Genomic DNA, 13,370 nt, shown 5'->3' on the forward strand with positions numbered 1-13,370 from the left:
TGAAATAAGAAAAGCCCTACTATTTAAGTATTTGCACACTTATCTAGTAGGGCTTTTTTTGGCTTATTTACTCATGATTTATGTACGAGTTTTTATTTACTACGTTTACACTTTCGATGCTTCATAAATCTCTTCGATTGAAGCATTAATGGTCTCAGCAAACTCGCTATCGCTTTGTTGCTTACTCAAACCTTCGGTAAAGGCACGCGAGAAGCTCGCAATCATACCTGGGTTTTGTTCGAGCTTGGCACAAGCATCGCTACGACTATAGCCACCAGATAACGCCACTACTTTGAGCACTTTAGGATGGTCAATCAGCTCCTGATAAAACCCCGCTTCTTCTGGTAACGTCAGCTTCAGCATCACTTGATGTTCGTTATTCAAGCGTTCCAGATTGCGCAGTATATCTGCTTTTAGCAGTAGTTCACACTCATGCTTTTGAGTGCTATCAATATTGACCTCTGGCTCGACGATAGGCATTAGGCCTTTTGAAATAATCTGCTTAGCCACATCAAACTGCTGTTGTACCACAAGCTCGATACCATCGACATTTGGCTCATAGATGACTGAGCGCATTTTAGTACCAAATACGGGATAGTTTTTTGCTTTATCTAATAATAGATCTAGATTCGGGATTGGCTTCATAACTTGTACGCCGCTCATTTGCTCAGCCAGACCTTTATCTACCTTTAAAAATGGTACGATATTTTTATCTTCCCATAGGTAATTAGCCGTCGACTTACCGTTGACTTCGCGCTCCATGGTGTCTTCGAATAAAATTGCACCAAGTACACGCTCATTATCAAAACAGTCACATGTCATGATACGAGCACGCATTTCATGAACCAAATCAAACATGGCTTCATCATTATCATAAGCATCACTGCTGACACCATAAGTCTCTAACGCTTTCGGTGTACTGCCACCACTCTGATCAAGAGCAGCAATAAAACCTGAACCATTTTTTATACGCTGTAATTGCTTATCGTATTCCATTGAGCCTGCATCCTATTTTTATTGGTTAAGTTAAATATCATAAACTAAGCTTTTTTATTCCATACAAGCCGTGTTATTTGTAGATAACCTTATCATAGGATGATTTGTATGCCTATATAGGATACGTGACAATATAGCCAAAAAATCATGAAACCAATACTTTTGGACAGTGTGCATTACGCCAAAAATAGCACCCCTACACAGCAGACTGCCAATACTAATCCTATTATATTGATACGGTTCAGCTGCTCTTTAAACACACCGACGCCAATCAATGTCGCTACGGCAATAACACCGACATTCATACCAGTAAAAACAATACTAGGCGAATCATGCAGCACTTGGTGTGCCCGTACATAGGCGTAGATATTGCCCATGTTTAATGCGCCGAGCAGCAAGCCTGACATAAGTGCTTGTTTTTGCCAACGTACCCGTGTGACAAGTAAATAGATTAGAAGTAATACACCTGCTACCCCGAAGCTAACCAATAAAGTCAACGGAAAGGCCGCCCCTTGTTTGGCAACTTGTTTGAACAAAATATCAATAATGCCGTAGCCTGCCCATACCCCGAATAACCATAGTGGCGTATGCTTTGCTTGCCGAGTAATATCGTTATGCTGTGGCCGATAGACAAGCGCACCTAATGCCAAAAATCCTAACGCCAATCCAAGTATACGTGTACCAGTCAGCACCTCACCGAATAGCAAGAAAGCCGCTACGATAGGAATAATAAGTGATAAGCGCTGAGACGCGTCGGTTGCTACCATCCCCACCGCCTCAATGGCTCGTCCCAGAATGATAAATACGGCAGGCAATAGTACCCCAAGCGCGATGATGATGCCCCAAGCGCTATCAAGCGCATGAATGGCACCCACATCAGGTTTTAGTAATACCCAAGTCAGTAAAAAAGCCACAGGATAGCCTGCTACGATGGTCTGACGAATATCTATATTTTTCTGGCGCAATATTTTTAAAAGTACTGAGACGGCGACGCTACATAGCACCGCTATTATTAAATACATCATTCACTGCTACCTTTTGAACTTCAATGTTGAGTTATTACTGTTCGTATATTGATAAAAACCATTAAATAAAATGCCTGCTAATCAGCTGATTTTCGCAATAAAATCATGCTTATAAAAGCAACATTTAAACCATAGATAAGTTTGGATATAGAATGTAACAAAATATGTTTTCTACAGCAATCTATTTATTATGGTTATAACTGAAGCTCTCAAAACATAGCTATTCTTAAGCAAATTACAATTAGCATGCAGGTATGATTAGTAATTTTGCTAAAATAGCACCTAATCCCAATCACAAAAGTAAAGATTCTAGATAACGAGTCCTCTCGTTCATCTTGACGTACTGCTATTGATGTTTTATTACTGCCTATGAATGCTTTATTTCGCTTTTTTGAAAACCGCCTACCCGCTTTTCCAGACACACCTATGCCATTACCATCACCTCGCGATGGCATGCTGAAGTTTTTGTGGGCATGTACCAATGGCCTACGCGGCTGGCTACTAATCTTTATGATTTTGTCCGCTGGTATCGGTATCTACGAGGCCATGCTGTTTGCTTGGATAGGTAATATCGTCGATTGGTTGGGCGTTTATACGCCGCAAAACTTATGGGTAGAAAAAGGCGATATGCTACTCATCATGCTCGCTGTCATGATAGTTAGCCCACTGTGGATTGCCTTGTCATCGTTTATCCACTTTCAAACCTTGCAAGGCGTGTTTCCCATGCAGATGCGCTGGCGTTTTCATCAGCGCATGCTTGGGCAATCCATGCAGTTTTATCAGGATGAATTTTCGGGACGTGTCTCAGCTAAGGTAATGCAGACAGCGCTAGCAGTACGCGATACCGTGATGACTGTCACCGATATGTTTATGTATGTCTCTGTCTACTTTATCACCTCAGGGGTGATTTTGTTTAATTTAGACAGCTTACTACTCATTCCATTTATTATTTGGCTGGTCTTGGTTGCCATCACCATTTGGTACTTTATCCCTAAGCTCAAGGAGACAGCGATTGTGCAAGCGGATGCTCGTGCCTTGATGACAGGACGAATCACTGATGCTTATGCCAATATCATGACCGTTAAGCTATTTAGCCATTCTCGTCGTGAGCTGGGCTATGCCAAAAATGCCATGGGACAATTCTTAGGTACGGTACATGCACAGATGCGCTGGGTCAGCTATTTAGAAGTATCGACCCATCTTATCAGTGTGATCTTGGTCAGTAGTACCGCGGGTATTGGATTGTACTTGTGGCAACAAGGCGCAGTTGGTGTTGGTGCCATTGCTGCTGCGACCGCTATGGCATTACGTCTAAATGGTTTGACGCGTTGGATTATGTGGCAGACAGCCAGTTTGTTTGAGAGTATCGGTACAGTTCAAGATGGTATGCGTACGTTATCAGCACCGCAGACGATCATTGATAAACCTGACGCACCAGCGCTAGCCGTCACGGACGGTCGCATTGTGTTCGACCATGTTGACTTCAGTTATGAAAATGACGAAGAAGACAATGGACAAACTGGCGAGCCTATTGATAGTACCAGCATCGCTAAGCGCGCTCCTAATTCATATATCAAACTGTTGGACAACTTCCACTTAGATATTAAGCCAGGTGAAAAGATTGGTTTGGTTGGGCGTTCAGGTGCTGGTAAATCGACCTTGGTCAATTTGCTACTGCGCTTCTTTGATGTCGATAGCGGTAAGATTCTAATTGATGGTCAGGCTATTGATGCGGTTACGCAAGAATCATTGCGCCAACAGATTGGTATGGTGACTCAAGATACGTCATTGCTACATCGTACCGTGCGTGAAAATATCGCTTATGGTCGTCCTGATGCTACTGATGATGAGATTATAATCGCTGCCAAACAAGCTCAGGCATGGGATTTCATCAAAGATCTGTACGATGATAAAGGCAATACAGGGCTTGATACCCAAGTGGGTGAACGCGGAGTCAAACTATCTGGCGGTCAACGTCAACGTATTGCTATCTCACGTGTTATGCTAAAAAATGCGCCGATTTTACTTTTAGATGAAGCGACCAGTGCACTAGATTCTGAGATTGAATATGCCATTACCGAAAGCTTAAATGACATCATGACCGGCAAGACCGTTATTGCTATCGCCCATCGCCTGTCTACTATTGCCGCACTGGATAGGCTGGTCGTTATGCATCAAGGCCGCATCATTGAGCAAGGTAGTCATGATGAACTATTAGCATTGAATAGTGTCTACGCTCGACTGTGGCAACGTCAAAGCGGTGGCTTCTTAGGTGAAGACAACTAGGATTCATTAAGTCAGCTCAATCATAAAAAGCAAAACTACAAGAAAACAAATCACTCAAAATAAGTCACAAGGAAGTGTTTATTTTATGGAAGCATTCACAAACCGCATTAATCTTGGCGGAAAACAGGCACGCTACTATGACCTTAGCCAGTTTAATCAGCCGCTAGACTCAAGCTCTACTCCTCGCGCGCCAGCACATTTTTATAGTGGTAATAGTTTTACCGTTGGCACTTATACACCACTATTAAGTAAGCTAGCCACTGAGTTTGATATCAGCTCACTTGCCCTACGTGGTTACTGGTATGATAAGCCTCAAAGCCGTCGTCTTACGCGCGAGCAAGATGCTGATCTGCTGATTGAGTTTTTAGAAAAGACCCAAGACAAGCCTGTCGTAGGTATTGGTCACTCGCAAGGGGCAACGGCTACAGCAATGGCAGCTGCTAAACGTCCAGAGTTGTTTTCGCAGTTGTACCTGATCGAGCCTGTCACATTTACCAAATACCAAGCCACTCTATATAACCTTTTGCCACGCTCTGTCCTACTGAGCCGCGAGCCTTTCAAAAGCACGTTAACCAAGCAATCTACTTGGCCAAGTACCCATAGTTATTACGAGAGCCTACGTGCGCAGCGTGCTTATAAGCGTATCAGCGATGAGCATTTGCAAGTGTTTGCTGAGCAAAGCTTGAGCAAGAATGCAGATGGTAGCTATACGCTTATGTTTGCACCAGAACAAGAGCTGGCCAATTATTTTGGCGCACCTCATATCGATGCCGCCCTTAAAAAACTACGCTGTCCCTACACGTTGATTACAGGCAAACCTACCCTGTTCATCAATGACAAAGTACGAAAGCAATGGAACAAATTTGTCCCAGATAGCAGTCTTATTTCGCTGTCAGATTATGGTCATCTATTGCCAATGGAAGCGCCTGAATTATGCGCTCAAATCATCAACGAGCACTACCAAAGCAGTAAATAAGGATTTACAACGACTAAATTATGACTGACCTCTTTGCTCCTGCACCCACGGATAACTTACTACCCTATGATGGTAAGGTGAATGATCTAGGCGTGATTATCGACGATGCCACTGCCCTTTATAATACTCTACTAAATGAGCTACCTTGGCAATCAGACATCGTGACGTTATTTGGTAAGACCCATATAACCACTCGGAAAATTGTCTGGATGGGAGATACAGATGCAGACTATCAATACTCAGGACACGTGCGCCAAACTGTTCCATGGTCAGATATAGTGTTTCACGTGAAACAGGAAATCGAACAAGCTTTAGCAGAGGTTGGCGTAACTGCCAATTTTAATACCTGCCTGCTTAATTACTATCCTTCTGGCGCTGATGGTATGGGCTACCATGCTGATGACGAAAATGAGCTCGGTCATCAGCCAGTCATCGCCTCCTTATCGCTCGGTGCCACACGCAAATTTGTTTTTAAGCATAAAAAAACTCAAGATAAAGTCGAGCTTTATCTTGAGTCTGGTCAGCTCGTTGTGATGCATGGTGACACACAGACCTTTTGGAAGCATACGATTACTAAGACAAAGACGGTCGATGCTGGGCGAATCAGTCTAACGTTTCGGCATATGCTTACATCTTGATACTATCGCTGACTTAACGAGCCATCTAACTCTTATGCTAGACGATCTAAAAAACGCTCACGGTAACACTGATAAGCAGCTTCACAAACATTGGCAGTGTAGCTAGCATTAACACCACCTGCGACTACTGCACCCACCGCTGGAATGATTTGCGCCGCTTTTGTCTTAACGATGTTAGTGGCTACTTTAGTCGCTGTCTGACGCAGTACACGAGACATGACTTCTTCATTAATCTGATTGAATGCTTGAGTTTCTGGATCTTGAATCATCGCATGAGTGTCATCTAACGCCGCTTTACGTTCCTCAACAGAGGCAGAAGTTGCTACAGCCAACAAAGACATCGCAAATAACTGTTCGCCTTCATCATTGATATCAAAGCCATAGTACGTTGCATATTCTCCAATCGCACGTAGGTTGGCTGTAATAAGCCCAACGACGTCAGCAGGGATACCTGCCCAGCCTACAACCCCTGTAGTCACCCCTTGCGCACTGGTTAGCGCTACATATTTGCTTTTAAAAAGCTTAACTTGTTTATCTACAGCCGCAATAGGTAGACTTTTAATGTCACCAAGCGTTTTGATAGAGGAATCGTTAATATCTACTTCCTCTTGATAGCTATCGATAACGTCTTGAGTATCTAGTGTCCAATTGGCTGCATCACTCAAAGCAGTAATCGTTTCCTCAGTTGCTTTTTTTAGAGAATCACCAAATTTTGGAGCTTCCATCAACGCATCGCCGGCTGCTACCACAGGGGTATTAAGCACTGCTAGCGCTTTATCCAAAATCCCTTTATCAGGGTTTTTCCATGCTTCTATCTCTGCACGAACTTTTGCTTCATAAGCAATGTGGTCATCTGTTTTTTCATTGCTGGTCTTATTATTGGTAGTCTTATTGTTGATAGTCATATTATTTCCTTTATTAGTATCGTTCGCTTTCTATCCTATGATAAATAAGCAAAGACTACAGGGACGTTCTGTTGTTCAAAATAAAACTTTTGTATGATTTGTTAAGTCATCAGTTAAGTTTACTGGGTTTCAACAGACATCCCTTTACTAATAAACCTTATCAAACACTACCTAATACTTGGGAAATCTTTACATTCACTCAGCTGCCGCTAAGACAATTTTGCCAAAAGCATCGCCTTTTTGTAGCTCATGGTGCGCTGCAACAACTTCTGAGAGTGGATAGGTTTTTTGAATTTTTAAAGTTAAATTACCATCGGCCACTCCCTGTAAAACACGCGCCATATCTTGACCACTACGCTGCGCTTTGTAACCTGCTACTGCTAAGTCTTTTCGCTGACCGGCTTCTTTGAGCTTATCAACCCAGATAGTTGGTAACACATTTACTCGAGCGCCTGACTTGAGCACGCTAAGCGCACGGACACCTGCTTCATCGCCGACTAAATCAAGTAGCACGTCGGCTTGTAGGTCAGGGAACGCTTCATCTTTGGTATAATCTATCCAACCCGCAAGCTTAGATACGTCTATCAACTCATCAAGCTTGGCGTACTTTTCTGGCGAGCAAATTACCGTCACCTTGATGTTATCTTGCGCCACTTTATTCATGAGTAATTGGATTAACAAATGACCGACACCGCCTGCTGGTGCATTAATCACCACATGTTCGCCTGTTTTTATATCAGCAAAATCTACAAACTGTAGTGCCGTTTGTCCAATACAAGGCAAAGCACCTGCCTGCTCTAAGGTGACATTGTCTGGTACTTTTGCAAGCAACTTGGCATCTACTGCCACATATTGCGCATAGCCACCACCGCTAAAGGTCAAAGCCGCTACTCTATCGCCCAAAGCAAACTCGTCACTATTGCTGCTGACTACTTCGCCTGATACATCAAATCCTAAAATAGCTGGCTGATCATTATCAAACTTGTCTTTACGGATGTTCTCTGCACCCCAGCCTTTACCTTGGCGGGTTTTATAATCGACAGGGTTAATTCCAGCATAGGCAATTTTTACCAGTACTTGGTCGTCCTGTAGCTCAGGGACATCAGCACCATCTTGATATTTCATTACTTCAGGCTCACCGAACTCGCGTATGAGTACGGCGTGCTGTGTCTTAGGTATGTTGTGTTTAGCTTGTTGATTATTATCGGTAGTAGACGCTGTTGCCATCGTAGAATATCCTTATATTTTGTTTATTAGGCTGTACTTGTTATTTATTTTATTGAAAAATTGTGCTGTTAATAGCACGTTCAATCGAGAGCGTAATTAATCAATAATATGATCAATAAAGACAATTGTTCATACATTGATAGATTGCCAATATAATACATTTAGACGAATTATTATAGTTAGGTATTAGGGTAGCATCAGCTCTGCACTGATAGGCAGGTGATCTGATAGCGAGGACCAAGGTTTTCCAGTGTGTACCCAAGCATCCTTTACAAGCAAATTACGCACATAGATACGATCTAAGCTAAGTACTGGCAGTTTTGCGGGAAAGGTTGGCAACAGCTTGCCATGACAATGTTTGAACGCTTCTATCATACCGAGATCTGATGCCAGTTTGTCACAAGACATCTTTTTCCAGTCATTAAAATCGCCTGCCAAGATGAGCGGTTGATCCGGTGCAATCTCATTTCGCACATAGTCACTAATCGCTTGATACTGCTTGATACGATCACGCTCAAATAAGTTTAAATGTGCACACAATACGACAACTGGCATCTCCCAACCGATAGGTTGTACCTCACAGTGCAAGACACCGCGCTGCTCAAGCTTATTAACCGTAATATTTACATTGTGTTTGGGATCTAGCGGGAAACGGCTTAATACGGCATTGCCATGGTGGCCGTTTTCGTATTCGGAGTTTTTACCGTAACTGTTTTGTAGATCTAAAAATTCGCCGAACCATTCATGCTGCGATTGATCTGGGTACTCGTTGTATTGCATATTGCGTTTAAGGTTTTGGCCTTGTACTTCTTGCAAACACAAGACGTCTGAACCCACAGACTCTAGCGCCTGAGCAATACCTTGCATCTTCACTTGGCGATTCAGCGGTGACATGCCTTTGTGGATATTGTAGCTGGTTAAAACAAAAGAGGTGGTAGTCATAGTTTGGTTAGTTGTACGCTCATTATTTATGGAGTAAAGATCAATAGCTCAGCTACGATAGCATCCATAGTGATGGTAATGACAGACATAAAAAGAGCACTGGCTCGTATTGAACCAATGCTCTCATATTACACCTATGTATTATCAATGGCTAATTCATAAATGGCTGATTCATAAATGAACATCGCGCATAGGTGTCATCGTCAGATTAGTAGCGAGTTACTAGCGCTATTGGTTGATCTTCACCCATAATATCTTGTGGCATAAATACAGCTTCGCCGCCATTATGAATGACGTGTTCGATGATTTCACCGATTGCATCATCTGTGATGCCTTCCGTAGTAGCATCATTGGCAGGGCTTAACGTTTGTGCCTTTTCATCAATCTTAGCAGATTGTATATAGCCACGGCGTACATAAAGTGTCTCGCCAGCCCCTTGGAAAGCACTTCGATATACTTCCTGCAGATCAGTCTGCAACATATTCGCACCGCGAGCTTTATCGATTTCACCCAATGCAGCTTTGTGCAGTGAAGTGCGATACTCTTCTACGGCTTCTTGTACACTATCTACGATATGCTGAGCGCTACCATCTTCTAGATTGGTCGCATTCGATACTGTAGCAATGATATTATCTGGACGATCACAGACTTCTTTGTAGTAGCCAATATTTTTTGCATCACCAACTATAACAAGAGGCATTTTATGCTCACCCCATAGTTCTTGGACACTTTTATCAACTTGGTTAAAGAATTCTTTTAAGTGGCTGCTTTCATTATTTGATGAACGATCTGAGCCACCGTCACCTGTTGTATATAGTCCGTTGTTTTCGACAGGGAACTGAATATTCTCCATGTTGTTTTGTGCATCATCATCTTTATCGAACTCCCTCACAACGCGGTCATTAGAGGCTTCAATTAAACGCGCATTGTCACGAGTTAAGACAACTGTATAGTAATGTACCGCACTTGCCATATCACGAACCAAGTCACGCGTAGCAAACCTATCTGAAATCACGACGCGTTCTGTTGTATCAATTGGCATACGAATAACTTGCACATCATCTGTACTAGCAAATATAGCTAACGTATCAAGGTTATAGTTGTGATTGAGCTCACTGATTTTATTTTGAATGTTATCTAGAATGGTAGTCGCTGTGCGTTTATCGTATTCTTTCGTCAAACGATCTTCGGCAACCTTCAATTGATTTTTTAGCGCGATAGGATCTTGCTCATTAGCTGGATGTTCACGATGCGTTTTAACAAAGATACTTACGGCAGGGTTAGCTTTAGTTTCACGTAAACTTTTAAGAGTCGCTTTCATATATTGCTCCTTGTTTTATTATCGTTCATTTTTAACTTTATGTATTTCTTCACTCATGTACTTTTATAAGTGTAGAAATTTCTATCCGTGTTTTTCTTGCATCCTGTCGATGCATAATATTTAAATTCCATTATCTTCATGCTAACAGCTATACCCCACTCCCTGTAGGGTTAATTTGCAAGCAAATGATAGCGCTTTGTAAGTAGAGCACTCTATATTGTTAAAGAACTGCCTTAACGAACATAGCTACATATTCAGATAATTATCTTAAGAAGTTGAATCTAAATACCGGAATCTCGACATCTACTTTCAGATTGCTAGCACTGTCCTAATTAGTTGAATCGTATAAAAGTGCTTAGGTTGTATTTTTACCAAACGAACCCATCTTTTATATAATCTATATATAAAATAAGAACACACTGTATATTTCAATAGTAGCCAGACTTTTCTCATTTTGATTAATAATAATTCATTGATATCGGATACCTATATGACACCTTCTCCTTTAGATTTACGCCTTGTCGATTTTGCCGACACTGCGCCACATACGTTACAAAACCAAGTAATTGATGCCATTGATGCTGCCAATGCTTTTTTGGATACCTTAACCGTGATAGAAAGCGATAGTGCTGAAAAAACAAGTGCTGAAAAAATAAGCGCTGAACAAGCTTTAGCAGATGTGATGAGCTTTGACCATATCAATTTGGCATTAGATCGTAGCTGGGGTATTTTGTCGCATCTCAATAGCGTGATGAGCAACGATGAGATTCGCCATGTTCACCATGAACTGCTACCAAAACTATCTGCTTACGGTACGCGAGTGGGACAACATCAGCCTTTGTTTAATCGCTATCAAACTATCGTCAATGACACAGATTTCTTTGCTACGTTAGAGCCTGCTCGTGCACGTGCAATCGAACTGGCATTACGTAGTTTTGAGTTATCAGGCGTTGCATTACCTCAAGCTGAGCAAGAAAAATTTGCTGCTATCCAAAGCGAGTTATCTACCCTGTCTGCAACCTTTTCGGACAATATCTTGGATGCGACGCAAGCATTTGCCCTGCCTTTAGAAGACTCTCAGTTAAAGGGGTTAACAGAGAGTGGTTTGGCACTATTGGCAGATGCAGGCGAGCAATACAAAGCACGTGAGCTTGCTAGCGGTGCACTTAGCCAAGCTGATGTAGATGCACTTCCTACTCCTTACTATGTGGCCAGTTTAAATATCCCTGTATATCTAGCGATTATGACTCATGCGGACGATCGTAGCCTACGTGAGACGCTGTATCGTGCTTATGTTACGCGTGCTTCTGAGTTTGATACGCATACCAATGCAAAAGGCAACTCATTAAATAACGCTGACAATATGAGTCAAATCCTCTCATTACGTGAACAAAAAGCTAAGCTATTTGGTTTTGCAAATTATGCCGAAGTATCGCTATCGACCAAGATGGCAGACAGTGTCTTAGAAGTTGAAACATTCTTACGTGACTTAGCAACGCAAGCAACCCCTGCTGCCAAAGCAGATTTGGCACAGCTACAGAAATACGCTAGCGATTATGGCATTGCCGAGTTGCAACCGTGGGATAGCGCCTATATCGCTGAAAAAGTAAAACAAAGTGAGTTCAGCTTATCGCAAGAGGAAATTCGTCCATATTTCCCATTACCTAAAGTGATTAATGGCTTGTTTACTATCGTTGAGCGTCTATACGGTATCAAAGTACAAGAGCAAGGTCATAAAGATGCAGAAAGTGACTCAGTCTCTCGCTGGCACGATGACGTAAGCTTTTATCAATTATTCGATGCTGATGATCGCTTGCTCGGTGGCTTCTACTTTGACTTATTTGCACGTAGCGGTAAGCGTGGCGGTGCATGGATGAGTGGTTTTCAATCTCGCTATAGCTACGAAGAACAGAACCATCAGCAGCTGCCTGTTTGCTTCATGGTTGGTAACTTCACGCCAGCACTTGACGGCAAGCCTAGTTTATTGACCCATGATGAAGTATTAACCTTATTCCACGAGTTTGGTCATGGCTTACATCATTTATTGACTCAAGTCACGGTCGGCGATGTCGCTGGTGTCAATGGCGTTGAATGGGATGCAGTCGAGCTTCCTAGTCAGTTTATGGAAAACTGGGCTTGGGACGCTGAAGGTATCGCCCTTATCAGCAGCCACGTTGAGACTGGTGAGCCATTGCCTAAAGACAAACTTGATGCACTATTAGCAGTGAAGAATTTCCAAAGCGGCATGCAAACGCTGCGTCAGATTGAATTTGCTCTATTTGACCTACTAATTCATGCTCATACGCCAGCATTGAGTTACGAGGGCATTTTAGAGACGCTCAATACTGTCCGTAATGATATCTCCGTTATGCAAACACCTGACTATAACCGTTTTGCTAATGGTTTTAGTCATATCTTCGCGGGTGGTTATGCTGCAGGCTATTACTCATATAAATGGGCGGAACTGCTATCAGCGGATGCGTTTAGTAAGTTTGAAGAAGACGGTATTTTCAACCCAGCGACAGGCAAAGCGTTCCGTGAGTCCATCTTATCTGTTGGCGGCAGCTTCCCGGCCAAGACCAACTTTGAAAACTTCCGCGGTCGTAGCGCCAGTATTGATGCCTTGTTACGTCATAATGGTTTCACTGATGCTAAAAATATCGATGCCGCAAATACTCAAACGACGCGCGAGGTCATTTAAATGCGTTATCAGTCATCTAGTCCTAAGCGCCGATTTTTAGCAGGCGTGCGTTGTCCGAAATGTCAGGAGATGGACACTGTGGTGCAAGTCAATATCGTGACTCCTGCCCCAGATGAGTATATTGAATGTACGCAGTGCGGACACACAGAGCACCGACCCGACTCTGAGGCCATTAGTGCTAAGAACCATTTAGAAGATCAAATGGCTCGTGATGCGATGGCGACTGGCACCAGCGGCACTGTAAAATTTAAGCCTTAGTTATTTAGTTTTCATATCTAAAAACAGATTAAATCCTTTATTATTTAATGGTCTATTAAGCCTATCTATCAATAGATAGGCTTTTTATTTTGAGT

11 protein-coding genes are annotated in these 13,370 nt (G+C 42.5%); 5 read left to right on the forward strand and 6 right to left on the reverse strand.

The window, feature by feature from the left end:
• Positions 1-105 precede the first annotated feature (105 nt).
• Entirely contained in the window at positions 106-996 is an 891-nt protein-coding gene (locus JMX91_RS02210) for a fructose bisphosphate aldolase (RefSeq protein WP_201547490.1), read from the reverse strand.
• Positions 997-1,172: 176 nt separating this feature from the next.
• Positions 1,173-2,021 carry an EamA/RhaT family transporter gene (locus JMX91_RS02215; RefSeq protein WP_201547491.1) on the reverse strand — a complete coding sequence of 283 codons (849 nt, stop codon included), beginning with the start codon at positions 2,019-2,021 and terminating at the stop codon, positions 1,173-1,175.
• A 369-nt stretch (positions 2,022-2,390) separates the two neighbouring features.
• On the opposite strand from JMX91_RS02215, the gene JMX91_RS02220 reads away from it, so the two are divergent.
• The 3 genes from JMX91_RS02220 (at position 2,391) to JMX91_RS02230 (ending at position 5,921) form a co-directional block, all read left to right on the forward strand.
• Positions 2,391-4,307, forward strand: a complete 1,917-nt coding sequence (locus tag JMX91_RS02220; protein ID WP_201547492.1) for an ABC transporter ATP-binding protein — start codon at positions 2,391-2,393, stop codon at positions 4,305-4,307.
• An 85-nt stretch (positions 4,308-4,392) separates the two neighbouring features.
• A complete protein-coding gene (locus JMX91_RS02225) occupies positions 4,393-5,283 on the forward strand; it encodes an alpha/beta fold hydrolase (protein ID WP_201547493.1) in 891 nt (296 codons plus the stop codon).
• A gap of 20 nt (positions 5,284-5,303) precedes the next feature.
• On the forward strand, positions 5,304-5,921 hold the full coding sequence (locus JMX91_RS02230; protein WP_165597084.1) for an alpha-ketoglutarate-dependent dioxygenase AlkB family protein: 618 nt from the start codon (positions 5,304-5,306) through the stop codon (positions 5,919-5,921).
• Positions 5,922-5,953: 32 nt separating this feature from the next.
• Here JMX91_RS02230 and JMX91_RS02235 read toward each other — a convergent pair whose 3' ends face one another.
• The 4 genes from JMX91_RS02235 to JMX91_RS02250 form a co-directional block, all read right to left on the reverse strand.
• A complete protein-coding gene (locus JMX91_RS02235; RefSeq protein WP_165597085.1) occupies positions 5,954-6,826 on the reverse strand; it encodes an EcsC family protein in 873 nt (290 codons plus the stop codon).
• Between the two features lie 195 nt (positions 6,827-7,021).
• Positions 7,022-8,053 carry an NADP-dependent oxidoreductase gene (locus tag JMX91_RS02240; RefSeq protein WP_201547494.1) on the reverse strand — a complete coding sequence of 344 codons (1,032 nt, stop codon included), beginning with the start codon at positions 8,051-8,053 and terminating at the stop codon, positions 7,022-7,024.
• 186 nt (positions 8,054-8,239) lie between these two features.
• Complete coding sequence (locus tag JMX91_RS02245) at positions 8,240-8,995, reverse strand: endonuclease/exonuclease/phosphatase family protein (RefSeq protein WP_102078254.1); 756 nt, start codon at positions 8,993-8,995, stop codon at positions 8,240-8,242.
• A gap of 208 nt (positions 8,996-9,203) precedes the next feature.
• The gene (locus JMX91_RS02250) at positions 9,204-10,316 is read right to left on the reverse strand and encodes a hypothetical protein (RefSeq protein ID WP_191114503.1); all 1,113 of its coding nucleotides are present in this window, start codon (positions 10,314-10,316) and stop codon (positions 9,204-9,206) included.
• Positions 10,317-10,806: 490 nt separating this feature from the next.
• Between JMX91_RS02250 and JMX91_RS02255 the strand changes: the two genes are divergently transcribed.
• Positions 10,807-13,017, forward strand: coding sequence for a M3 family metallopeptidase (locus JMX91_RS02255; protein WP_201547495.1), 2,211 nt, complete (start codon positions 10,807-10,809; stop codon positions 13,015-13,017).
• Positions 13,018-13,275, forward strand: coding sequence for a YheV family putative metal-binding protein (locus JMX91_RS02260; protein WP_201547496.1), 258 nt, complete (start codon positions 13,018-13,020; stop codon positions 13,273-13,275).
• Positions 13,276-13,370 lie beyond the last annotated feature (95 nt).

This window comes from Psychrobacter sp. Pi2-1 (assembly GCF_904846645.1).
Taxonomy (GTDB): domain Bacteria; phylum Pseudomonadota; class Gammaproteobacteria; order Pseudomonadales; family Moraxellaceae; genus Psychrobacter.

Excerpts from the sequence above, each read along its gene's own strand:
- JMX91_RS02210 (WP_201547490.1), bottom strand. The coding sequence starts at position 996 with ATGGAATACGATAAGCAATTACAGCGTATAAAAAATGGTTCAGGTTTT.
- JMX91_RS02215 (WP_201547491.1), bottom strand. The coding sequence starts at position 2,021 with ATGATGTATTTAATAATAGCGGTGCTATGTAGCGTCGCCGTCTCAGTA.
- JMX91_RS02220 (WP_201547492.1), top strand. The coding sequence starts at position 2,391 with ATGAATGCTTTATTTCGCTTTTTTGAAAACCGCCTACCCGCTTTTCCA.
- JMX91_RS02225 (WP_201547493.1), top strand. The coding sequence starts at position 4,393 with ATGGAAGCATTCACAAACCGCATTAATCTTGGCGGAAAACAGGCACGC.
- JMX91_RS02230 (WP_165597084.1), top strand. The coding sequence starts at position 5,304 with ATGACTGACCTCTTTGCTCCTGCACCCACGGATAACTTACTACCCTAT.
- JMX91_RS02235 (WP_165597085.1), bottom strand. The coding sequence starts at position 6,826 with ATGACTATCAACAATAAGACTACCAATAATAAGACCAGCAATGAAAAA.
- JMX91_RS02240 (WP_201547494.1), bottom strand. The coding sequence starts at position 8,053 with ATGGCAACAGCGTCTACTACCGATAATAATCAACAAGCTAAACACAAC.
- JMX91_RS02245 (WP_102078254.1), bottom strand. The coding sequence starts at position 8,995 with ATGACTACCACCTCTTTTGTTTTAACCAGCTACAATATCCACAAAGGC.
- JMX91_RS02250 (WP_191114503.1), bottom strand. The coding sequence starts at position 10,316 with ATGAAAGCGACTCTTAAAAGTTTACGTGAAACTAAAGCTAACCCTGCC.
- JMX91_RS02255 (WP_201547495.1), top strand. The coding sequence starts at position 10,807 with ATGACACCTTCTCCTTTAGATTTACGCCTTGTCGATTTTGCCGACACT.
- JMX91_RS02260 (WP_201547496.1), top strand. The coding sequence starts at position 13,018 with ATGCGTTATCAGTCATCTAGTCCTAAGCGCCGATTTTTAGCAGGCGTG.